Below are 23,633 nucleotides of genomic sequence, written 5' to 3'. Positions count from 1 at the left end.
AATGAGCATTTTAACAAAATTTCCCGATGTATTATTTTAAATACTGATTCATAAACTCAACAATTTTTGTATTCATCAGAATGTGATTTTCCAATTTTTCTGTCTGATGTCCTTCATCATCAAATATAATCAGTTCAACATCCTTATTTTGTTTTTCTAAGTCACTTGTCAGCTGTTCTGCTTCAGATACTGGTACACGCGTATCGTTTCTTCCATGGAAAATAAGAAGCGGCACTTCTATCTTATCTGTATGATTTAATGGTGCAATTTCTTCAAAGAAGTCCACATCATTTTCCAATGAACCATACTCTTGTTCACGCAGCCTTCTCCTCCAAGGACCCGTATTTTCCAAAAATGTACGGAAATGGCTGATACCTACAATATCAACAGCGGCAGCCCAAAGCTTTGGATAGTGTGTAATTGCTGCCAGCACCATAAATCCTCCATAGCTTCTTCCCATAATCCCTACATGGTCTTTATCTGCCTGATGATTTTCTATCAGGTCTTTAACAAGGTAATTCAAATCAGCAACAGAATCCATACGCTTACGGACATCATCTAATTGTACATATTCTCTACCGTATCCCATACTGCCGCGTACATTTGGAGTAGCAACTGCATAGCCTTGTGCAGCCAGAAATTGAATAACCGGATTGTATTCATTCCTTATTTGACTTTCCGGTCCGCCATGAACATGAATCATCACCGGCTGATTTGCATGCTTCTTGCCATATAGAAAATAAGGAACTTCCAATCCGTCAAAGGATGTAAATTGATGGAGCTCTGGTTCCACCCATTGCTTGGCAATATCTGAATCCGGTGTCACATGTGTTAACCGGGTTGATTGATCTGCTGTAATTTCGACCTTCCATATGTCACCCGGAATGACAGCACTCGTTACGCCTGTCAATAATGCATCCTCATTTAGCCAGCCGAGAGATTGATAAACACCTGATGGAATACTCTCTATTATTTTCACGGAGTTATCTTCCAGATAATAAGCGGCTAATCGGGAACTTCCTCCTTTGTTCAAAGAGTAAGCAAGCTTTGTTTCATCCGGGGAAAGTTTTATTTCTTCAATATCCCATTGATCATCCTTAAAAAGATAATCAATCTGCTGCGGTGAATTAAGTGAAAAAGAAGCTATGGCTAATGTATTTCTACCTTCGTCTGTAACTAAATATCCTGCAGTTCCATCCTTTTTAAGCTGGACAGAATGATATCGTGCAGGTATGTCTGCATTACCAATTAGTGTTGTCTCTCCTGACTCTATGTCTAAAATATGTAATTGGTTATCAATATTTGAGACTTTCACACTGATAATGAGACCATTTCCATTTTTCGTCCAGCATAGCGCCGTACAATTCGTATCCGTTTCATATACAGTTTGTTCTTCTCCTGTTTCCACATCACAAACAAAAATATCAAAATAACCCGGATGTCTGCGATTACTTGCAAAGGCGATCTTCTTTTCATCAGGCGACCATCCGCCAAATTCATGGAAATGATCTTTGGAAATCACTAAATCTTCTACCGTTTGTCCTCTATCCCTTGTTATATAAAACTGCTGTTTCTCATTCCCCTCAAAATCAGAAGCGATAATAGATTTCTTCCCCGATGGAGAATGATATACCTCCAGGACACGATCGGACATCGTTGTAAAAGCTTCTACTTCATTTTGTTTATTCAGCGTCCAGGCCTGAGGTCTGCCTGTAAGGTTAGCCAGGAAAGTAAATTCATTCGACCCGCCAATTTTTTGGGGATTGTATGCTCCCTTAGCAGTCAAATATTCCAGCAGAGCTGTCTCGTCTTTCTCTTGCATGTAATCCCTCCAATGTTGAATATTTAATCATTTTACTATACGATAAAGTAAAACTATTACAAGTCTACTTAAATTTGGCTATTATCTGAATTTAATTAATAGACTTTATAATAAGTTGATTATAGATTAAAGATTTGTAGAAATCAATATTATTTTGTCAAAGGAGAGTACATATGTTTGTAATTACAGGAGCAACAATTTGGAATGGCAAGGAAGAAATACTCGAGAATACTAACCTTTTTATCCGCGATGGAAAAATTGAAAAAATCTCTGAGGAATTAGATGCGTCAGATGCTTACCGTAAAATTGACGGGAAAAATTACATTGTTACTCCGGGGTTTATTGATGTGCACACGCATTTGGGAGTATCTGAGGAAGGAGTCGGGCAGGAGGGCGCTGATTTTAATGAAACCTCTGACCCCGTTACACCTGAAGTAAGAGCAATAGACGGTATCAACCCTCGTGAAGAAGGTCTGAAAACAGCCAGAAAATCTGGAATTACAACTGTTCAGGTAATGCCGGGAAGTGCCAATGTGATTGGCGGAGAAATGTCTGTTTTAAAAACAACCGGTCATATTGTTGATGAGATGATAATTCGTCAGACATCAGGAATGAAGGCTGCAACTGGTGAAAACCCTAAGAGATTTCACGGTTCGAAAGGAAAAATGCCGACTACCCGGATGGGAGTTGCAGCAGTATTAAGGAAAAAACTGCTGGAAGCAAAAGCATACGCGGAAAATGAGAATCCGAAATGCGATCTTGGTTTAGAGCAATTAGCAAAAGTGATAAATAAAGAAATACCTTTACGTGTTCACGCTCACCGTGCAGATGATATTATCACTGTACTCCGCTTAAAAAGAGAATTTGATATTGATATAACGATTGAACACTGTACAGAAGGCCATTTTATCGCTGATTATATTGCAAAGCATGATGTTATGGTTTCCGTTGGTCCAACAATGTCTTCCCGCTCTAAAGTAGAGCTGAAGGATAAAAGCTGGAGTACAATTAAAACATTAATGGATGCCGGTATATCCTGCTCTATTACAACAGATCATCCTGTTGTCGGAATCGAATATCTGCTGACCAGTGCAATCCACGCTATCAAAAATGGACTGACTGAACAGCAGGCTTTAAAAGCAGTTACATCTAACTCAGCCAAACACCTTGGGGTCGAGGATCGTGTAGGAACGCTTGAAATCGGAAAAGACGCTGATTTTCTGCTTTGGGAAGGAAATCCGTTTCATCCGCAATCTAGCTTGTGCCAAGTATTTATCAATGGTGAAGAAATAACAGACTAAATCAAAACAGCAAAAAGAAGCAGGAGAATTTATGTTGCGACTCTCTGCTTCTTTCTTTTCTCCTATTTACCTCATTAACGCTGTCATCAAAGCCTTTTGAGCATGCAGACGATTTTCAGATTGCTGAAAGACAACAGAGTGTTTCCCATCAATAACTCCTGCTGAAACCTCTTCCCCGCGATGTGCTGGAAGACAATGCATAAATGTTACATCTAGTTTAGCTTCAGCAAGCAGCTCTTCATTTACCTGATACTGCTGAAATTCCTGCACGCGCTGTGTCTGTTCTGCCTCTTGTCCCATGCTAGCCCATACATCTGTATAAATAACATCAGCATCTTTAACAGCTGCAGCCGGGTCGTTACTCCATTCAATGGTTGCACCGTGCTCTCCGGCGAATTGTTTCGCTCTTTCCGTAACCTGCTCCTCCGGCTTATAATTATCCGGTGTTACTGTAACAATATGCATACCCATTTTTGCAGCGCCAATCATTAAAGAATGCGCCATATTATTTCCGTCACCAATATAAACAATCTTTTGCCCCTGCAGCACACCTTTAACCTCTTTGATTGTCTGCAAATCTGCTAATACCTGACAAGGATGATACAGATCAGTCAGTCCATTGATTACAGGAATACTTGCATACTTTGCCAGTTCCTCCACATCAGACTGATTATAGGTGCGAATCATGATTCCATCCAAATAGCCGGACAGCACCTGTGCTGTATCTGCGATTGTCTCTCCTCTGCCGATTTGAATATCCTTGGAGCTTAAGAAAATTCCCAATCCGCCAAGCTGATAAATACCTGTTTCAAAGGAGACACGGGTTCTTGTCGAAGCTTTTTCAAAAATCATGCCTAGTGTTTTGCCCTTCAATGGTTCAAAAATAACACCATCTTTACGCTGTTTCTTTTGATAGTCTGCCAATTCGATTAAATAATCAATTTCATCTTTTGTATAATCGGCAAGTGTTAGAAAGTCTCTGCCTTTTAACTCCTGTTGCTGAAATTGGATTTGATTTGCTGTCATTCACGTACACCTCTTCAAAATGTTATTATGCATTATTATGCAATAAAAAGAATATTTATTCAATAGGTTTTTAGATTTTTATTATCTTTTTATTGAATTTGTTGGTGAGCGTATACATTCTTCCACAAGAACAAAAGCGCAGAGCGCCTGCTTAAAAACGTAGAGATTGGAGCGGCGCAACTGAGATAAAGGAAACACGGTGAGGTAACGAACCGATGTTGACTTATTGTAGGGCACGACGTGAAATCTCTAAAGTTTGGCGCTCGGAGCTGGATACGGCTGCTTTTCTATAAATAGTTATCCACAAGGCAATAATTCTATAATTTCCTAGACAACAAAAAAAGCATTTTTACAACAAGCCTCGTAGTGTTGTAAAAATGCCTCAATAAAATTCATCCCTTTACTTGAATAACTGCTACCTTCAAATAATTCCCCTGTTTAAAATGCTTATCCACCGCAAAATCACCCGGTAATGAGAATTCTTCCAAAATCGTATATTTCTTTTGCTTTGCCTCAAATCCCCGATGTATCATATCTTTGAATTTCTTCATTCCAAAGGAGGCTGTGTTAGTGGAAGCAATAATCACTCCGTTTTTTTCCAGCAGCTCAATAGAATTCTCTATCAGCTCCGGATAATCCTTTGCTGTCCGGAAGGATCTTTTCTTAGAGCGTGCAAAGCTTGGCGGATCAAGAACAACAACATCAAATTGCAGATTCTTCCGTTTAGCATATTTGAAATAATCAAATACATCCATCACAATAATATCCTGCTGCTCAAAATCAATCCCATTTACGCTAAACTGCTCAATTGTTTTACTTTTACTTCGTTTCGCCAAATCAACACTGGTGGTCTTCGCTGCGTCGCCTAAAGCAGCAGCGACAGAGAAAGCCCCGGTATAGGAAAAGGTATTCAACACATGCTTATCCTTGGCATATCTGTCACGCAATGCTTTTCGGACCTCACGCTGATCCAAGAAAATACCGACCATTGCCCCATCATTCAAGTAAACAGCATAGTTCATTCCGTTTTCTTTCACTATCAGCGGGAATTCACCCCTTGTTCCTTTTACAAAATCATCATCTTCTACATACTGTCCTTTTGTATCAAAGCGTTTCTTTTCATAAATCCCCTGATAGTCACCCACCTCGTCAAAAACTTGTATAATCCAGTCTTTAAACGCATAGATTCCTTCACTGTACCACTGAATAACGTAATAGCCATCGAAATAGTCAATAATTAATCCACCAATACCATCACCTTCTCCATTGAACATGCGAAAGGCTGTTGTTTCTTCGGCTTGATAATAAGAACGTCGTTTATTCATAGCACTGAGCAGCTTCCGTTTAAAGAAACTTTGATCAATGGTTTCTTCCTGTTTAAAAGTTAATACCCAGCCCATACCTTTATTTTGGCGGCCTGCATATGCCTGTCCCAAAAATTCGCCCTGGGATGTATGCAGTGCAATGATCTCTCCTTCGCTAAGCTTATGGGGCTCATCAATAGCTTCTTCCAAAATTAATGGGTTTTGCTGTTTGATATTTTTTACATAGGATTGCTTTACCGTTACTCGCTTCATCATTTCACCCTTATTCCTAATTTGTTTCAGGATCTTCAATCACTGCAAAAACACAGGTATCTCTGAGTTCCCCATTGTCTTCTCTATCATCATTTCTTAAAATCCCTTCCAGCTCATACCCGGCTCTTTCAGCAACTGCTTTACTTTTCCCGTTTTTCGTATCACACCGGATTTCCACACGATTTGCATCCAGCTCCCGGAATGCAAAGGCAGTCAGTCCTTTTACCAATTCTGTAACATAGCCTTTCCCGCTGTGCTTTGTATCAATCCAATAACCAATTTCAAATTTTCGTACTTCCCAATTAATACGATGTAATCCGCTGGAAATAATAAATTCTCCGCTCTCTTTATCAAAAGCATGAAATCGTAAATCCTCACGTGCTAAAAAGTTCAAATAAGCCTCTTTTGTTGTCTTTTTTACATCTGATTCCGTCTGCTCCTGCCGTGCAAATGGGAGCCAGGGCTTTAACTCATTGATAGAGTCCTGCATTGCCTTATAAAGCGGCTGCCAATCTTCCGGCTTCGGCGCCCGGATGACCAGCCTTTCGGTTTCAAATTGATCTGGAAATGTTAACAGTATAGGCTCCATTGTATCGTACTCCCTCTCTATACCTAAGAATTTATTTTTCGCGCACCTTCAGATAAAATTCACTTGTATTGCCTTTTTCATATAAATTTGTCGTTGAAGTTGAATATTCTTGGATAACTGCCGGGAAGGACAAAGAATTTTCAGGAATGTTAACCTGAAAATCATTTTTATACAGCAATGTCGTTACGTCATGATAGGTTTCACTGGTTACATCAAATGAAAATGCAATCTGTTTCTTACCAGCTATTTCATCCAGCTCAACCTGTTTTCCTTCAAATATTTGTCCGTTTATCTTGATTTCCATGTATAATCTCCTCCTTAATCTAGTCCTACGTGTGGGCTGCGGCGTTCCACAAGCACAACATCCCGCCATCTGCCGTCTTCCATCTGTCCAATTTTCTCACGGTATCCGACCTTGCGGAAGCCCATCTTTTCATGCAGCTTCAGACTGCCTGTGTTTTCAGGGAAGATTTCCGATTGCAGCATCCATATCCCAGCTGCTTCACTTGCCTCAATCAATGCCTGCATAAGCTTTGTGCCAATGCCTTTCCCTACACTGTCTTTATGCAGGTAAATGCTTACCTCTGCAACTCCCTGATATGCCTCTCTGGCAGATATAGGTAATAATGATGCCCAGCCAAGGATACGTTCTCCCTCGCGGACAACCAGCCGGCATGCTTGTAAATGATCCTGATTCCAGTCTTCCCATGATTTCCAATCAGGCTCATCCATTTCAAAGGTCGCATTACGAGTTTCCATTCCATAATGATATATTTCCAAAACCTGCTTCCAATCTTCCGCTTTCATCTGATCAATGACAATTTCCATGCATTAAAGCTCCTTTTTCACGATAGATAATGATTAATATCTTACATGTTTTTCATATGAAATTCTAGTGAATAAGACAAGTTCCTTAATTATTTGCTACAATATAGAGAAAACCTTTGAAGGAAAGGAAGTGAACCGATGAAAGTTTATGTAGATGCCGATGCCTGTCCGGTCAAAGACATTATTATAGAGGAAGCAGGGAAGAAATCTGTTCCTGTAGTTCTGGTAACCAGTATCTCACATTTTTCTTTAAAGGAATATCCTGATTGGGTGGAAACGATTTATGTGGACACAGGTGCGGACGCGGCAGATTACCGGATTATGAAGCTCGCCAAAAAAGAGGATATTGTGGTCACTCAGGATTATGGACTTGCTTCTCTCGCACTTGCAAAGGGCTGTTATGTACTTCATCACAAAGGATTTGCCTATACCAATGGTAATATTGACCAGCTTCTGCAATCCCGCTACCTGAGCGCCAAGGAGCGGCGAAGTGGAAAGCATTCAAAGGGTCCTAAAGCATTAACGGAAGAAGATCGGCAAAAGTTTTCGGAGCTTTTCCGCAACTATTTATCAGATAAAAATTAAAAAAGCACTCTTACTGTTTTCTATAGCCTTTCTTTATCAGGTTGAAAACGTTAGAGTGCTTTTTAAGATTATTTTATTCATCTTCCTCAAAGGCCGCAAAATTTGTGGAGAATAAATGCTTTACAGGATCTCCTGGATCAGCGATTTTTTTCGCGTGGTTAACTGCGATTGGTCCTTCATTAAAAGCTCCGGCAATTAATCCAAGCTTATCCGGATAATACGCAATATCACCAATTGCAAATACACCCTCCACAGAAGTCTGCATACTGGAATCTACAGCAATCATACCGTCTTTCATTTCCAATCCCCATGTAGTAATCGGCTCCAGATTAATTTGAAAGCCATGATTGACTACTAGCCGGTCAATCTGGATCTCTTTCTCATCCGTTTCATCCTCTAAATGTCCCAATATTACCTTTTCAATCTGCCCCTCTGTTCCATGCAATCCCTTTAATTCATACGGCGTCATTACATTTACACGTGAATTTTTCAGCTTCGTCACGCTGCTTTCCAATCCTTTGAACTCATTACGGCGATGGATAAGCGTTACACTTTTTGCAATGTTCTCAAGCTCCAGCGCCCAATCAACAGCGCTGTTGCCGCCGCCGGAAATAAGCACATGCTTATCATGATAATCCGCCAGCTTCCGTACCGTATAATGCAAGCTTTTCTCTTCGTAATAAACCGCTTCTGGATGATCTAATTTCACAGAATGCAATGTTCCAAATCCAGTTGCCAGCATAATTGTTTTAGAATAATGGATATTTCCGTTGCTGCTTACAAGTTCAAAGTTCCCATCATCCATGCGATGCATATCAACAACCTGTTCTCCCAGAATAACCGCCGGCTCGAAGGTCATAGCCTGCTCCACCAGCTGCTCGGTTACTTCTTCTCCGGTAGCATGGGCAATACCACCAATGTCACGAATTACTTTTTCCGGGTAAAAATAAGGTACCTTCCCGCCGAGATAGGGGAGATATTCAATAATTTTTGTCTTCATTTCACGCATCCCACTATAGAAGGCAGCAAATAACCCTGCAGGTCCACCGCCAATTATCGTTACGTCATATATTTCTTCGTTCATAATTACCTGAGTCCCTTCCCTTTTTTAGTTTGTTTTCATCAGCAGATAAACAAAATAAGGTGTACTGACAATCGATACAACAATACCAACAGGTATCGTTGTCGGCGCTAAAATATTACTTCCAATCATATCAGCTGCCATTAAAATAAATGCTCCCAGCAAGGCAGAAATCGGAATCACATAATGATGCAGCGGTCCGACCAGCTTGCGGACAATATGCGGAACAACAAGTCCTAAAAAGGCAATCGCTCCGCCAGCTGCAACTGATGCTCCCGCTAATGCTACAGCAATTAGAAGCAGGATTCCCCGCTCTCTTTCAACATGTGTACCAAGACCAGACGCAACATCATCTCCTAAGTGAAAGACATTTAAGTTTCTCGCTTTATTTATTGCAATTGGAATAAGTATCAGCATCCACGGCAATAAAGCAAATACAAAATTCCAGTTCGCACTCCAAATCTCTCCAGACAGCCAAATCGTTACCTGACGATAATTTTGTGGATCCATGCGCAGCTGTAAAATTGTCAGCAGGGCACCAAACGCCGCATTTACTCCGATACCCACTAAAACAAGACGAATCGGTGATACCCCTTTTTTCCAGGCAATGGCGTAAATTAAAATTGCTGCCGTAAAGGCCCCAATTAAAGCAATAAACGGAAGCATGTAGGTACTTAGTGCGCTGGTTGCCGGGATGACTCCTTGAAAGAAATAAAGAAATAAAACAATCGCAAAGCCTGCTCCTGAATTAATTCCTAATATTCCCGGGTCAGCAAGTCCGTTTTGTGTGATACCCTGCATAATCGTTCCTGAAACTGCCAAGCCTGCTCCAATTAATAATGCCAAAATAATTCCCGGCATCCGGAATTTAAATAACACAAGCTCCTGTCTGTCTGATCCCTGTCCCATCAGTGTTTGAACCACTTCTTTCGGCGAGATGGAAATCGCCCCCAGATTTAAACTAAGAAAGGAAAAAACAATAATCCCGATAACTAATATACTGATAATCGTCCAAAACCGGAGCCGTTTTTGTTTTTCTAATATATTCATTTTTTGTCACCCCCGCTGCCTCTGGCCAAATAGAGGAAGAATGGCACACCGATAATGGAGGTTATTGCTCCTACCGGTGTTTCGAACGGAGCGTTAATCATTCGTGCAATAAGGTCCGCATTCACAAGTAATAAAGCACCTAACACTGCTGAGGTAGGAATAATCCAGCGGTAATCTGTTCCAATAATAAAACGCGTAATATGTGGAATAATCAAACCGACAAAACCGACAGAACCTGCAACAGAAACTGCTGCACCGGTTAATATTAATACAACTACAATACCGGTAATCTTAATAAGTGTATTATTCTGTCCCAATCCCGTAGATAAATCGTCTCCCAAGCTCAAAACAGTGATGGACTTCGCAATCGACAATGCAAAAATCACCCCGGCTGCTCCAGCAATAAGAAGGATTATTACCGCATTCCATCCTGCTCCATCTAATCCGCCGGCAAGCCAAAATCCGATATCCTTCTCCAACTGAAAATGCAGTGAAAGAATGGAGGAAACTGACCGCAGTAAGGTCCCTATTGCGACCCCGGCCAGTGCCAGCTTAACAGGTGTCAATCCACTGCTTGAAAAGGATCCCACTAAAAACACCAGAGTTACAGCTATACCCGCCCCAAGAAAAGAAGCAAACATTAAGCCAACACTGGAAACCGCCGGGTAAAAGGCCAGGATAATCACAAGCATAAACGCAGCCCCATCTGTTACTCCCATAATAGACGGAGATGCGAGCGGATTACGCGTCATTCCCTGCATTACAGCTCCAGACATAGCTAAAAACGCGCCTACCAGCACAGCTGCCAAGGCACGCGGAATACGCAGCTCCCAAATAACCTGATGGGCCTGCTCTCCTTGACTGAATTTGAACACAGCCTGCCAGACAGTATGTAAATCAATCGTTGTTGCGCCATAAGAGATAGACACACCAATTGAAAAAATAACAAGGCAAATCCCTATGATATTAATTAATACCTTCGTCAACTGAGAAGAACGTGAAAACAATCTCATTTCTTGTATACTCCTATAATTTCATCATAAAATATGGTTGTAATATGATTTGGTTTTTTAGAATTAAAATTCAATAAAAACATGCTTTTAAATAACTTATTGACTTTCTAATTGAAACTGATTATCATTATCGTTAGACGTTCATTATAACATAAAAGGAGAAAAAGAGATGAACAAATTTATGCAAAAAAATTATTTATTTATGCTGATACTTACCACTCTATTACTTCTTGCTGCTTGCGGCAATAGTAATGAAAATAAGTCTGATGATTCAAATACGTCTGACGATCCAGAGGAAGCATCCGAAATCACCGTCGATTCGGAAATGGGAGAAGTTACTGTTCCTGCAAATCCGGAAAAAATTCTTGCCTCTTACAATGAAGATACATTAATTGCACTAGGTGAAAAACCAGTTGCAAAATGGGCAATTGGCGAAAGTGTTCAGGACTATCTGGAAGAAGATTTAGCAGATGTAGAAACAATTGAATGGACATTACCTTTAGAGCAAGTACTTAGCATAGAGCCGGATCTTATTATTTTAGATCATACTTTAGATAACTATGAAGGTTCTTATGAAGACTATGCTGCGATTGCTCCAACATATGTATTATCCGAGGAAGAAGTAAGTGACTGGAAAGTACGTTTACAGAAAATTGGAGAAATCCTTGGAAAAGAAGAAGAAGCTGAACAGGCTTTAGTAGATTATGATGAAAAAGTGGCAACAGCGGAAGAAGAGCTGAATGATACATTAGGTGATGAATCTGTAGCAATGATGTGGGTTGTCGGCGGAAAATACTTCTTATTTGAGGAAAATCGTCACTCTGCAAACATGATTTACAATGAACTGGGTGTAGAAGTTCCTGAGCTTGTCAAGGAGCTTGGGCAAGGTGAAGAAGCCTGGAACCCGATTTCTTTAGAAAAGCTTTCTGAGATTGATGCTGATCATCTGATTATTTTAGGCTACGAAGACGATGAAGGAATCGAAGCGTTGAAAAACAGTAATGTATGGAACAATACTGATGTTGTCAAAAATGATCAGGTTTACTACATTGAAGATGAAAGTAACTGGACAAACAGTGGTTTAGTCGCTTCTGAACAGACAATTGATATGTTTGTTGATTTATTTAAGTAATTTCTTAAAAAGTGTGTCCCAAAAGAACAAAAGCTGATCCCCTCTTTTTTCAGCTTTTGTTCTTTTTTAGATTCAGCTCAATAAAATTAACTTATCTCTCCTGTTTTTCGATAAATTCAATCGGCATATCTTCAGATAATTTATTAGCTAATACTTCTAGTCGGCTCAACTTGCTATGATCTTCCACTTGTAATTCCCGATTGCTGATTATCGTAGAATACGTACTAAAATCCTTCTCACTTTCTTTAAATTCACTAAAAGTAATTTCCAGATTTTCATTTTCATTTTCAAAATTAATTACAAGTTCATCATCATTTAACTGATAAGTTCCTTCTGTGTCGATCGTCCTTACTGCATTATCATCTAAAAACTCTAATGTTACAACAACCGGATATTTATCAAGTTTATCAATATCCTCTTGAAATACCGGCGTATTAGCAACTTTAAATGTCTTCCCGGATAAACTGTTGCTGTCATTACTGCAGGCTGAAATGGAGAATACAGATAAAAATGCTATAAAAATAATCAAGCCTTTCTTCATAAGGTAATCCTCCTCCCTTAAATAAATGTAATAATCTTACTATTAAATATATTATGATACTAAACTAATAACAACATTATTTTGAATTTCACCGTATCTGCCATAAACCAAATAATTCTAAGCGCTGTAAAAAAATATATACTGCAAATGTACTCCTTACACTGCCACAGTTTGTAATACCCTGACGCAAAAATAGTAGTTCCTAAGAAAAATTAAATATTATTTGTCACCTAATTGAAAATTATTATCATTGACTATTAGTCTCCCAAGCAATAAAATGAAATTAGAAGCTAATACGCACCTTTTTTAGGTCAGGAGGCGTTTTCATTGAACTCATTAACAGCGAGTAACTTAACACTTGGGTTCGGAGACCGGATTATTATAGATGAATTGGACATTTCCATCCCTAAAGGGGAAATCACTGTTTTTATCGGCCCAAATGGCTGTGGGAAATCAACTTTACTACGTTCTTTGGCACGTTTATTAAAGCCAAAGCAGGGATCTGTTATATTAAACGGACAAAATATTGCTAAAATGCGAACCCGGGAAGTAGCACAAAACATGGCTATTCTCCCACAGACGCCAACGAGTCCGGAAGGATTAACAGTATATGAGCTTGTTAAGCAGGGCAGACACCCTTACCGCAAAGTTATGAAGCAATGGTCCAAAGAGGATGAAGAAGCTGTACAAAAAGCGTTAGAGGATACAAATATGTCAGATTTGAAAGACCAGTCTGTCGATTCCCTGTCAGGCGGGCAGCGTCAGCGGGCATGGATCGCTTTAACGTTAGCACAGGATACAGACATAATCTTATTAGATGAGCCGACTACTTATCTTGATTTAACGCACCAAATCGATGTACTTGACCTTCTTTTTGAATTAAATGAAAAAGACGGCCGGACGATTGTTATGGTATTGCATGACTTGAATCTAGCAAGCCGTTACGCCCATCATATTATTGCAATTAAAGATAAAAAAGTATATGCGCAGGGAAAACCGGAGGATACGATTTCAGCTGACCTTGTATCTGCAGTATTCCGGATGCGGTGTAATATCGCATGTGATCCGATATTCGGGACTCCAATGTGTATTCCTCACGGACGGGGAAATTGTTTAATCAAAGATGCTGTGCAGGAAAATTCCATACTCCAGACAACACCTGAAGCTTTATAATATTTACACGGACAATGATTTCATATTCTTTTATCAGAATAGGGGCTTGTCCGTTTTTTTCTTTTGGTGACAAATACCTCTTTTTCCGCTATACTGTAATCAACAAATATCGAAAGGGTGAACAAAGGGAACATGAAGTACTAATCCTGTTTTTTTAAAGAATGAATTCAAATAAAAGTATGGTTAACAGCAGAACTATCGTCCTCATCCTGCTGTGTTATTTTTCGTGCTTTTATGGAATGACTTCGGAACAGGATTAGCCTTTATCCTTTGTGGTACCCATATGGAATGAGTGAGAAATATGCCCATTTCCTTTTTTGGCGACCCCTGTTCTGAGCTGAATGCAGAGTAGGGGTTTTTGACATTTAACCGTCTTCTCCCCTCTGTAACTCTAACAGATACGGAGATGATTTTATGACTATTTTAGAAGCACATCATATTAAACAAAGTATTAAAGACCGGGAATTGTTCTCTATAGAAAACTTAGCCGTTCATTCCAAGGACCGGATTGGTTTAGTCGGTAAAAACGGCTCAGGAAAAACAACCTTGCTCAATCTGCTTGCCGGCAAAATTCAGCCTGAACAAGGTACAATTCAAATGTATACTTCTGTAGAGTTATTGCCACAATTAAAAGAGAAACGTGATCAAAAAAGCGGCGGTGAAGTGACACAGGCTTATATCGTTGAGGCTTTGAAAAAGCAGACTGGCCTTCTCCTTGCAGACGAACCGACAACAAATCTGGATACGGCTCATATTGAATGGCTTGAGAAACAGCTGTCTCATTGGCAGGGAGCGCTTATTATTGTCTCTCATGACCGTAACTTTTTAGATAAACTATGTAATGTAATTTGGGAAATTGATGAAAAAAGTCTTCAAATTTATTCCGGCAATTATACAGCTTACCGCCGGCAAAAAGAAAAAGAAATAGAAAAGCAGCGCCTGGCTTATGAACATTACCAGCAGAAAAGACAACAGCTTGAACGCGCGATTGAGAAAAAAGAACAAAAAGCACAACGGGCAACAAAAACACCTAAAAGTAAGATTGGTTCTACCGAAGAATCTTTAAAAGGGGCTAAACCCTATTTTGCAAAAAAGCAGAAAAAGCTGCAAAAAACATCAAAGGCTTTGGAAACAAGATTAGATAATCTCGAAAAAGTGGAAAAGGTCAGAGAAGCTGCTCCACTGAAAATGGCTCTTTCCAATCAAGCAAGATTGCAGCAGAAAATTATTTTACGGATAGAGGATTTAGAAGGAGCTGTTCCCGGAAAGCAATTATGGAAAAAAGCCAGTTTAAATATAAAAGGAGGAGATAAGGTCGGCATTATCGGCCCAAATGGAGCGGGAAAAACAACCCTTGTTAAAAAAATAATGCAGGGAGATGCCGGTATTACCCTGAATCCATCTGTTAAAATTGGTTATTTTAAACAAGACTTATCAACTCTGAACTCAGAAAAGTCAATTCTGGAAAATGTCAAAGAAACCTCCAAGCAGGATGAAACACTGATTCGGACAGTTTTAGCCAGACTGCATTTCTACCGGGACGATGTATTTAAGCCTGTTCACGTTCTCAGCGGCGGAGAGCAGGTCAAGGTGGCGTTTGCTAAGCTTTTTGTCAGTGATATCAATATGCTTATTCTGGATGAACCGACAAACTACCTGGATATCGAAGCGGTAGAAGCATTGGAAGGTCTGCTTCAGGCTTATGAGGGTACTGTTTTGTTCGTATCGCATGATCGGCAGTTTATCGAAAATATTGCAACAAAGGTTATTGAAATTAATCATCAGCAGCTTACTTTTTTTGAGGGAAACATTCAACAGTTCCAGGAAGAACCAGCACAAAAAGAATCGCAAGAAGATCCAACGGAACAGCAGCTAATGATTATTGAAACGAAGATCACAGAAATATTAAGCAAGCTCAGTCTGGAGCCTTCTAATGAATTAGACCAGGAATTTCAAAAGCTTCTCCAACAAAAGCGTATGCTTTTAAACCAGCAGAAAAAAGGATGAATACTCCCGCCTGTTCATTGCACTTAACCTAGCGCATTCCTTGAGGTTGGGAGTCCTCTCTGATAGAATAAAGCTTGATTCAGCAGGAGGTATTCCCTCCTGCTGCTAATTATCGTCATTGCAGAAAGGAACCCAAACATGCAGCTAGCAAACGATTTAACCGATAAAACAGCGATAGAATTAAATCATATCAGCTATTCGGATGATAACCTAGATATTATTAAAGATATTTCAGGGGTTCTTCCTGAAGGAAAAATCACCACATTTGTCGGACCTTCCGGCGCCGGAAAAACTACTATTTTCCGGTTGATGAACGGGCTGATTTCTCCAACTAAAGGAGAGCTTTTTCTTTTTGGTGAAAATATTCAAACCATAGAACCGACCACATTACGGCGTACAGTTGGCATCGCACTTCAGGATGCTACTATGCTGCGCGGCTCTGTTTATAAAAATCTGGCTATGCCTAAAACATTGCAAAATCAGGAATTAGAAAAGGAAGAGGCAGAGCACTTATTAACACAAGTAGGAATGGATGCTTCCTTTCTCAACCGGGATGTATCAGATTTATCCGGAGGTCAGCTCCAAAAGGTATCAATTGCACGTACACTTGTCAATCGTCCGAAGGTATTACTTCTTGACGAAATTACCTCATCCCTTGACCGTGTATCTACATCAGACATTGAGCATTTGATCCAGCATATCAATCAAGAATTTGCAGTGACCATTGCCTGGATTACGCATAATTTAGAACAGGCCTTGCATATTGGAGATTATACATGGGTCATGATGAATGGAGAGCTTATTGAATCAGGAAGTACAGATTTATTGAAAAATCCAGCTAATCCCCGTGTACAGAAATTTATGAAGGGAGGATGGCAATGAGCTTTCTAAACTTGAGCTTATCGCTTATTTTTGTACTTATTCCCTTAATCCTTTCCAAAACATTAAATCTTGGATTAGGAAAAGATACATTTATCGCGACTATTCGTTCCATTATTCAACTCATAGCTGTCGGCTATGTCCTGACTTTTGTATTTGAATCAGGCAGTTATCTTTTTATTATCCTGATGGTTGCTCTAATGATTGGAGCAGCAACGCATAATGCACAGAAAAAAGGAGCTTCTATTAAAGGAATTATTTGGAAGCTGATTCTTACATTTATATTTATTGAGATACTGACGCAAAGTATTTTATTAGGATTTCAAATCACACCGCCGACCGCACAGTATATTATTCCAATCAGCGGAATGGTTGTCGGTAATTCGATGGTGCTCTCCATTCTTTTTCTCAATCGATTCACAGCAGAGATTCAGACGCAGAAAAAAGAAACGGAGCTTCTGCTTTCTTTAGGCGGCACCTCGAAACAGGCCATCCACCTGCCGCTAATTCATTCTATTAAAGCCAGCTTGATTCCGACAATTGAAAGCCAAAAAACAATCGGTCTTGTTCAATTGCCAGGAATGATGAGCGGACAGATTATTGCTGGAGCAGACCCAATTCAGGCCGTCCAGTTCCAGCTGTTAATTCTCTTTCTGTTACTGACAACAGCAGCCGTAACCAGTATTATGCTCGGCTTTTTATCCTATCCAACACTTTTTAATGAACGGATGCAAATGCTTAAGATTAAGACAGATGAAGAAGAATAGGTTTACAGGAAGCTCTATTTTTGCAGGCTTTCAAGCTAATCCTGCTTCTAGGCTAATTTAAAAGAATTCATTTTGAAAAGGATAATCAAAATGAATTCTTTTTTGAATCCACATCCGAAAAAATCAATCGCATACAGCACTCCTTTGTCTACTACATAATTACTTTCACGAAGGTCTGATGTTTGGAGCTACAAACTTTCTATTGCCTATAAGGATAATTTATTTCATAGAGTAAATGCTGAGAAATTAATAAAAACAATTGAAGCGATTCATTGAATTTAGTTATTACAAGCATTGACTGCTTCCCGCCAATTTGACATATAAGTTATAATTCATTATTATTTAATTAAATATATCTTAATTAAAAATATATACACTTATATTATTAATTTATAAAAGGAGGCAAAAAAATGTCTGAGAATTTATCACTAAAAACCTTTGTGATTACCATGAAAGCATCCAAAGCTTTAGAAGAAGTTACCAAACAGGATATAAAAAAACATGGTATGCGTGCATCAGACTTTGCTATTTTAGAAGCACTATACCATAAAGGCAGACAAACTATCCGTGAAATTTCTGAATCAGTATTAATCAGCACAGGCTCGATAACATACGTGATTGATAAGCTTGAAAAAAAGGAGCTTCTCATCCGGACAAATTGTCCCGACGACAGAAGAGCAGTCTATTTAGAAATCACAGATAGAGGAAAGCAAACCATGGATGATATTTTTCCAAAACATCAGCTGGTAATTGAAGAACTATTCGAAGGAATTTCGGAGAGCGATAAAGAGACCGTTATCGAGGTCTTAAAGAAGGTTGGACATAAAGCAAGTAATAAAGAGTAACAGACAAGAAAGGATGAAAATCAATGAAATACATTTATGAAGAAAAAGCAGGTCCCAATGGTCCTACACTGCTTCTCCTCCATGGAACCGGCGGTATAGAAAGTGATTTATTACCTTTAGCAGGCATCATTGATCCGAATGCAAATGTCCTAAGTGTCCGCGGGAATGTATTAGAAAATGGCATGCCCCGTTTTTTCCGCCGGCTGGAGGAAGGCGTTTTTGATGAAGAAGATTTAATTAAACGCACAGAGGAATTACATGAATTTTTAAATGAAGCCAGCCAAAAACTTGGTTTTGACCGGAAACAGATTACGGCAATCGGTTATTCGAACGGTGCTAATATTGCCGGGAGTCTTTTATTCCATTATAAAGATTCCTTACAAAAAGCAATCCTGCATCATCCGATGGTTCCCAGAAAAGGGATTGACCTTCCGGATTTAACTGGAACAAAAGTATTTATTGCCGCTGGTGATAACGATCCGATGTGTCCTCCGGAAGAAGCAGAGGAATTACAGCAATTGTTGACAAACGGCGGGGCTGATGTCGATCTTCACTGGGAGAGTAACGGGCATCAACTGACAATGAATGAAGTTAAAGCAGCAGCAAGCTGGTACGCGAATTAAAAAGAAGGAGAGTTTGTTCTCCTTCTTTTTAATTTCTTATAATAATATAGATTGTATACAATACATAGATGAGGGCTAATATAATTCCTTCTCTTCTCCCAATTCGGAAGCTTGTCCGCGAAAAAATTAACAAAAGTATCGTCAATACTACCATTATCCAGATATCTGTGAAGATCACAGGATTGATGGCTAAAGGAGAAATCAGAGATGCTGCGCCAAGAACAAATAAGATATTAAAAATCCCGCTGCCAACAACATTTCCTAAGGCAATTTCACTTTCATTTTTTAGTGCTGCTGAGATAGAGGTAACTAATTCAGGTAATGAGGTTCCTATTGCAACAATAGTCAAACCAACTAAAGCTTCACTCATTCCCCATGACAAAGCAATTTCCGTAGCATTGGACACAACAAATTGCCCCCCAAGAATAATTGCTGCCAATCCGAGCAGAGTAATAAAGGTACTCTTTCCCCACTTTACATTTGAATCTTTAATGGCTTTGGTTTCTTTTCTGCTTTTCAAACCGACCTCAATAATGTAATACATAAAAATCGCTAGAAACAGAAAGAAAATGATTCCATCACTTCTGCTGAGGATATTTTCTGTCGATCCCTGAAGCAGTACATCACTCCCTAGTGCAAACAAAGCTACTGCCGCCAATAATGCAAAAGGAATCTGTTTGACAATCATTTCATTTTGAACCTGAAGCGGGTAAATAGCTGCTGCCAATCCAACAACCAGTGTAATATTAAAGATATTGCTTCCAACTACGTTTCCTACTGCTACATCGGCTGTTCCCTGGACAGCCGCAATAATACTCACCGTTGCTTCTGGCGCACTTGTCCCTAAGGCTACAATCGTTAATCCAATTAAAATCGGCGGAACACGCAAAAGCTGTGCAATATTGGAGGAACCATCCACAAACCAGTCTGCTCCTTTCACTAACAATGAAAATCCGATAATTAATAAGACATATTCCATGAGTCTACTCCCCATCTCTCCCTGCATTTGTGTTTTTTATTCTACCGTAATTGTATTTTCCTATCCACTATTTTCATGTAGATATTTCTTACTTTGCTGAACCCAATATAAAAATTTGATTTCCTGCAGGGTCCTTTACCATTCCTTCATCAACTGAATAGCCTAAAGCTTTCAGTCTTTCCATTGCTTTGTCTGCCTCTTCTTTAACAGGATATACTATTGTAAAAAACTTCAATCCGACTTCATTTTGATCTGGTACCGGCGCCCCTTCTCCATTCCACGTATTTATTGCAATATGATGATGATAACCGCTATCAGATAAAAAGGAAGCTCCAGGATAAACGGTTACTTCTTGAAAGCCTAATCCTTCTACATAGAACTCCTTTGCTTTTGACAAATCATTCACATGTAAATGAATATGTCCAATAAGGGTTTCTTCAGGCATGCCATTCCACTCCTCTGTTGCTAGTTCGAGAAGTCCATCTGCATCAAGCGGTTCTGTGCTCATTTGTACAGATTCTTCTGACCAGCTCCAGCTTTCAGATAATCGGTCTCTCGCTACTTCAATCCCATTTCCATCCGGATCTGAGAAATAGAGTGCTTCACTGACTAAGTGATCAGAAGCACCTAATTGCAGCGTATATCTTCTCCCCTCCTGCAAAAGATATTTTAAAAATACTGCCAGGTCTTTTCGTTCCGGCAGAAGAATAGCAAAATGATAGAGCCCTGTTGTTCTTCTTTGTTTTGACACAACTCCTTCAGGCTGCTCCAGAGTAATTAAAGCCTTCTTGCTGTCTGCCGAAAGTACTGCTTTATTATCTGTTTTCCGCATTATTCTAAAGCCCAAAAAATCTTGATAAAATTGAATAGAACGTTGTAAATCTGTTACCTGTATAGTTATATCTGATACGTATATTGTCTGTTCGTCAAAAAATTTCTTTTCCATTTATAATAGTCACCTTTCCGGTTTTATATTTCACTAAAAATAATAAACTTACTTTATGTAACTAATTATAAATGAGTGAAGTCCAGCGGTCAAAAATGTTTTCTCGTTCAGATTATTTAACTTCTGTTTAAATTAATAACTCAACTTTCGCACCTGAGAATAAGCGTCTATACCTTCCTATTCCATTATGAACATGTTCTTCATTATCCTGCTTGCATGTTGTTAAATCATCCTTCTATTGAAATGAAAATTGGATGAAATTGCTGCAATAGCAATTCATATTGTGGAGATTTGACCAATGACGAGAAAAACAATAAACACGACTACTATTTACACTATAAATAGTATAAAACGATTGTTTTCCAATTCAAATACTGATATGATAAGCGTTGCATGACGTGGTTCGTAACCATCCCACGCTAAAAAACTAGGAGGAAAACAAAATATGAATATAAAAACACTTGTGGTTAACGGGATTATCGCAGCGCTATATGTTGCTCTATCCTTGCTGGTCTCTCCCGTTGCATTCGGAGCGATTCAATTTCGAATATCAGAGATGTTTAACCATTTAATTATCTTTGATAAACGTTACTTTTTCGGAATTACAATTGGTGTATTTGCATCTAATTTATTTTCAATGGCAGGCGGGCTCGATCTCTTATTCGGGACAGCACATACTGCTATATCGTTAGGAATTATTATTTTCTTAAAGAAATATATTAAAAATACACTCACACTGTTATTCCTGAATACATTGATTTTCAGCTTTAATATGTTTATTATCGCTTTTATGCTAAAGATTGCTTTAAACTTACCATTCCTGCTTACATGGCTTACAACAGGAGCCAGTGAATTAATTGTATTGCTGATTGGTATCCCGATTTTCTATACTTTATATAAACGGATACATTTTGATAAAATAATATAGAATCGAGAATAAGACGGTGGATCATCCATCGTCTTTTTAATAATTGAAATCCAGATAACCCTTTTTAACTATACTAATGAGTATAATCAGATCACCTCTTTATAAATATCATTTTTTGTAAATTATCATTTTGAAGGGAAGGATTAATATGATTATCAGAAATCAGGACGAGCATTTTATTTTTATAGCACAGCCAGACCATGCTCTTTTATCAGGAGAATTTTTAAAACATCTGGACTCCAGTTATTTGGAGCATGCTCCTTACAAAGATTCTGTTATTTATGCTGCTTATCAGCACGACTGTGGCTGGAAAGCATTTGACAAGCAGCCCTTTTGGAATGATCAGGCTAATCAGCCTTATTCATTTATTGATTTTCCAACCATTCCAAAAACCGTATTATACACGCAGGGTATTGAACAGGTTCAGGAGAAGGATAGCTACGCTGCTTTACTTTGCAGTGAACATTATAAACGTTTCCTGATAAAATCCTCTCTCCCTGAAGCGGAAGCATTTGTTCAACAGGAAGCAAAGCGTCAGGAATGGTTAATCAGTACCATGAAGGATTTTGATAAGCAAAGCTTTGAAGCTGACTATACACTGTTACAGTTTTCCGATAACTTGTCCCTGTTTGTTTGCATGAACGAGGCCGGAGCAGAGGATAAAGACCTGCATCCTTTTTTCAAAGAAGGGTTATCCTTATCAAACAGTGCTTCTAAATTACCATCTGACTATTCCATTGGCTGGACAGGCAGAGATGCCATTGCTATAGATCCTTTTCCGTTTTCATCAGATTTCTCTGTCACTTTAACATACAAGTGTGTTCAAAAAGCAGCAATTCAACAGCAAGGATTAATTGCTGCTTATGAGCATGCTCCAATTTTAGCAGAAACAATTTGGATAAATGCCCGTAATTAATCACTTTTTTACGGAAATAAGGCCGGGAGTGCTCCTGACCTTATTTCCTGCCAAATCAAAAAGGACCAGACACATCTGGCCCCTTAAAGTCAAGCCTAAGTGTAAGTTCACTCTCCCCAAACATAAGGTGTTTCCTGATACACATAATAATTCAACCAATTGGAAAATAGTAAGCTGCAATGACTCTTCCAGCGATGCTTTGGAAGTTTGTCCGGATCATTATTTGGATAATAGTTTTCTGGTAATGCTGTGTCAACACCGCGGGCATGATCTCTTTCATATTCTTCTTTTAACGTTGTCGCCGTGTATTCTAAATGACCTGTTGCCATAATATGCTTCCCATCCTTAGATGCAAGTAAAAACACCCCTGCATCATCGGACACAGCTAATAGTTGCAAGTCAGGATGATTATCAATTTCTTCCAAAGATACTGTGGTATAGCGCGAATGCGGTGCTAAGAATATTTCATCAAATCCTCTTACCAGACGTTCTTTCGGTGCTAATACCTCATGTTCAAAAACTCCAAAACATTTTTGCGGGAGGGCATGCTTATCAATGCCATAATGATGATATAAAGCTGCCTGCGCTCCCCAGCAAATATGAAGTGTAGATGTAACATGATCATTCGTCCACTCCATAATTTCTTGCAGTTCCTCCCAATAATCAACATCTGTAAAGGAAAGATGCTCTACCGGGGACCCTGTAATAATCATACCGTCAAATGTTTTATCCCGAACCTCTTCAAAGGTCTTATAAAATGTATCCAGGTGGTTCTGACTTGTTGTTTTTGATTCATGTGAAGCCATTCGCAAAAAAGAAATACGCACTTGTAATGGGGTATTCCCAAGGTATCTTAACAATTGCGTTTCAGTCTTTTGTTTTTCAGGCATCAAATTGAGGATAAGAATACTCAGCGGACGAATTTCCTGTGAATCCGCGCGCTGTTCATCCATCACAAAGATATTTTCCTCTTCTAAAATCTCTTTTGCTGGCAGCTCTCTTGGAATTTTAATCGGCATTGTCTG

The 23,633-nt window shown here is 39.1% G+C and carries 24 protein-coding genes and 1 riboswitch; of the genes, 11 read left to right on the top strand and 13 right to left on the bottom strand.

Annotated elements, in window-relative coordinates; all coding sequences use genetic code 11:
* Nucleotides 1-31: 31 nt before the first annotated feature.
* The gene (locus MKY30_RS10850; protein WP_341083897.1) at nt 32-1,822 is read right to left on the bottom strand and encodes a S9 family peptidase; all 1,791 of its coding nucleotides are present in this window, start codon (nt 1,820-1,822) and stop codon (nt 32-34) included.
* Between the two features lie 173 nt (nt 1,823-1,995).
* Here MKY30_RS10850 and MKY30_RS10845 point away from each other — a divergent pair, with 173 nt between their 5' ends.
* Nucleotides 1,996-3,123: an amidohydrolase gene (locus MKY30_RS10845; protein WP_341083896.1), complete on the top strand. Its 1,128-nt coding sequence runs from the start codon at nt 1,996-1,998 to the stop codon at nt 3,121-3,123.
* Between the two features lie 66 nt (nt 3,124-3,189).
* Here the strand turns inward: MKY30_RS10845 and argF are convergent, their stop codons facing one another.
* From argF to MKY30_RS10820, 5 genes are all read right to left on the bottom strand, one after another.
* Nucleotides 3,190-4,149 carry an ornithine carbamoyltransferase gene (gene argF, locus MKY30_RS10840; RefSeq protein WP_341083895.1) on the bottom strand — a complete coding sequence of 320 codons (960 nt, stop codon included), beginning with the start codon at nt 4,147-4,149 and terminating at the stop codon, nt 3,190-3,192.
* A gap of 392 nt (nt 4,150-4,541) precedes the next feature.
* Nucleotides 4,542-5,726, bottom strand: a complete 1,185-nt coding sequence (locus tag MKY30_RS10835) for a class I SAM-dependent rRNA methyltransferase (RefSeq protein ID WP_445667733.1) — start codon at nt 5,724-5,726, stop codon at nt 4,542-4,544.
* A 16-nt stretch (nt 5,727-5,742) separates the two neighbouring features.
* The gene (locus MKY30_RS10830; RefSeq protein ID WP_147210836.1) at nt 5,743-6,315 is read right to left on the bottom strand and encodes a GNAT family N-acetyltransferase; all 573 of its coding nucleotides are present in this window, start codon (nt 6,313-6,315) and stop codon (nt 5,743-5,745) included.
* A gap of 31 nt (nt 6,316-6,346) precedes the next feature.
* Entirely contained in the window at nt 6,347-6,619 is a 273-nt protein-coding gene (locus MKY30_RS10825) for a DUF3219 family protein (protein WP_341083891.1), read from the bottom strand.
* 14 nt (nt 6,620-6,633) lie between these two features.
* A complete protein-coding gene (locus MKY30_RS10820) occupies nt 6,634-7,143 on the bottom strand; it encodes a GNAT family N-acetyltransferase (protein ID WP_147210834.1) in 510 nt (169 codons plus the stop codon).
* 138 nt (nt 7,144-7,281) lie between these two features.
* On the opposite strand from MKY30_RS10820, the gene MKY30_RS10815 reads away from it, so the two are divergent.
* The gene (locus tag MKY30_RS10815; protein WP_341083889.1) at nt 7,282-7,728 is read left to right on the top strand and encodes a YaiI/YqxD family protein; all 447 of its coding nucleotides are present in this window, start codon (nt 7,282-7,284) and stop codon (nt 7,726-7,728) included.
* 73 nt (nt 7,729-7,801) lie between these two features.
* On the opposite strand, the gene MKY30_RS10810 is transcribed toward MKY30_RS10815, so the two are convergent.
* From MKY30_RS10810 to MKY30_RS10800, 3 genes are read right to left on the bottom strand one after another with little or no spacing between them, the layout of a single operon-like run.
* Entirely contained in the window at nt 7,802-8,812 is a 1,011-nt protein-coding gene (locus MKY30_RS10810) for an NAD(P)/FAD-dependent oxidoreductase (RefSeq protein WP_341083888.1), read from the bottom strand.
* A 24-nt stretch (nt 8,813-8,836) separates the two neighbouring features.
* The gene (locus MKY30_RS10805; RefSeq protein WP_341083887.1) at nt 8,837-9,859 is read right to left on the bottom strand and encodes a FecCD family ABC transporter permease; all 1,023 of its coding nucleotides are present in this window, start codon (nt 9,857-9,859) and stop codon (nt 8,837-8,839) included.
* Nucleotides 9,856-10,872 (bottom strand): FecCD family ABC transporter permease, encoded by a 1,017-nt coding sequence (locus MKY30_RS10800; RefSeq protein WP_341083886.1) that lies wholly within the window; start codon nt 10,870-10,872, stop codon nt 9,856-9,858. The genes MKY30_RS10805 and MKY30_RS10800 overlap by 4 nt, the downstream gene beginning before the upstream one ends.
* A 169-nt stretch (nt 10,873-11,041) precedes the next feature.
* On the opposite strand from MKY30_RS10800, the gene MKY30_RS10795 reads away from it, so the two are divergent.
* The gene (locus MKY30_RS10795; RefSeq protein WP_341083885.1) at nt 11,042-12,004 is read left to right on the top strand and encodes an iron-hydroxamate ABC transporter substrate-binding protein; all 963 of its coding nucleotides are present in this window, start codon (nt 11,042-11,044) and stop codon (nt 12,002-12,004) included.
* 91 nt (nt 12,005-12,095) lie between these two features.
* Here MKY30_RS10795 and MKY30_RS10790 read toward each other — a convergent pair whose 3' ends face one another.
* Nucleotides 12,096-12,545, bottom strand: a complete 450-nt coding sequence (locus tag MKY30_RS10790; protein ID WP_341083884.1) for a hypothetical protein — start codon at nt 12,543-12,545, stop codon at nt 12,096-12,098.
* 327 nt (nt 12,546-12,872) lie between these two features.
* Between MKY30_RS10790 and MKY30_RS10785 the strand changes: the two genes are divergently transcribed.
* The 6 genes from MKY30_RS10785 to MKY30_RS10760 all read left to right on the top strand — a co-directional run bounded on the left by MKY30_RS10785 (nt 12,873) and on the right by MKY30_RS10760 (nt 18,839).
* Nucleotides 12,873-13,718 (top strand): ABC transporter ATP-binding protein, encoded by an 846-nt coding sequence (locus MKY30_RS10785; protein ID WP_341083882.1) that lies wholly within the window; start codon nt 12,873-12,875, stop codon nt 13,716-13,718.
* Between the two features lie 414 nt (nt 13,719-14,132).
* Entirely contained in the window at nt 14,133-15,725 is a 1,593-nt protein-coding gene (locus tag MKY30_RS10780; RefSeq protein WP_341083880.1) for a Vga family ABC-F type ribosomal protection protein, read from the top strand.
* 138 nt (nt 15,726-15,863) lie between these two features.
* A complete protein-coding gene (locus tag MKY30_RS10775; protein WP_341083878.1) occupies nt 15,864-16,607 on the top strand; it encodes an ABC transporter ATP-binding protein in 744 nt (247 codons plus the stop codon).
* Nucleotides 16,604-17,371: an ABC transporter permease gene (locus tag MKY30_RS10770; protein ID WP_341083876.1), complete on the top strand. Its 768-nt coding sequence runs from the start codon at nt 16,604-16,606 to the stop codon at nt 17,369-17,371. Before MKY30_RS10775 ends, MKY30_RS10770 begins: the two co-directional genes overlap by 4 nt.
* 410 nt (nt 17,372-17,781) lie before the next feature.
* Nucleotides 17,782-18,216 carry a MarR family winged helix-turn-helix transcriptional regulator gene (locus tag MKY30_RS10765; protein WP_147210823.1) on the top strand — a complete coding sequence of 145 codons (435 nt, stop codon included), beginning with the start codon at nt 17,782-17,784 and terminating at the stop codon, nt 18,214-18,216.
* 23 nt (nt 18,217-18,239) lie between these two features.
* On the top strand, nt 18,240-18,839 hold the full coding sequence (locus MKY30_RS10760) for an alpha/beta hydrolase (protein WP_147210822.1): 600 nt from the start codon (nt 18,240-18,242) through the stop codon (nt 18,837-18,839).
* 28 nt (nt 18,840-18,867) lie between these two features.
* On the opposite strand, the gene MKY30_RS10755 is transcribed toward MKY30_RS10760, so the two are convergent.
* Together MKY30_RS10755 and MKY30_RS10750 are read right to left on the bottom strand one after the other, a co-directional pair.
* A complete protein-coding gene (locus tag MKY30_RS10755; protein WP_147210821.1) occupies nt 18,868-19,818 on the bottom strand; it encodes a calcium/sodium antiporter in 951 nt (316 codons plus the stop codon).
* An 88-nt stretch (nt 19,819-19,906) separates the two neighbouring features.
* Nucleotides 19,907-20,764, bottom strand: a complete 858-nt coding sequence (locus MKY30_RS10750) for a VOC family protein (RefSeq protein WP_339284684.1) — start codon at nt 20,762-20,764, stop codon at nt 19,907-19,909.
* A 392-nt stretch (nt 20,765-21,156) separates the two neighbouring features.
* Nucleotides 21,157-21,201, top strand: a riboswitch (PreQ1 riboswitch).
* A gap of 8 nt (nt 21,202-21,209) precedes the next feature.
* Between MKY30_RS10750 and MKY30_RS10745 the strand changes: the two genes are divergently transcribed.
* Entirely contained in the window at nt 21,210-21,692 is a 483-nt protein-coding gene (locus MKY30_RS10745; protein WP_147210819.1) for a QueT transporter family protein, read from the top strand.
* A 148-nt stretch (nt 21,693-21,840) separates the two neighbouring features.
* Entirely contained in the window at nt 21,841-22,608 is a 768-nt protein-coding gene (locus MKY30_RS10740; RefSeq protein ID WP_339284682.1) for a DUF3891 family protein, read from the top strand.
* Between the two features lie 107 nt (nt 22,609-22,715).
* Here the strand turns inward: MKY30_RS10740 and metA are convergent, their stop codons facing one another.
* On the bottom strand, nt 22,716-23,627 hold the full coding sequence (gene metA, locus MKY30_RS10735) for a homoserine O-acetyltransferase MetA (RefSeq protein ID WP_147210817.1): 912 nt from the start codon (nt 23,625-23,627) through the stop codon (nt 22,716-22,718).
* Nucleotides 23,628-23,633: the final 6 nt, after the last annotated feature.

This window comes from Oceanobacillus sp. FSL W8-0428, from assembly GCF_038004405.1.
GTDB lineage: Bacteria > Bacillota > Bacilli > Bacillales > Amphibacillaceae > Oceanobacillus > Oceanobacillus sojae.
The sequence above is the reverse complement of the archived record's forward strand: the minus strand, read 5'-3'. Positions and strand labels throughout refer to the sequence as shown.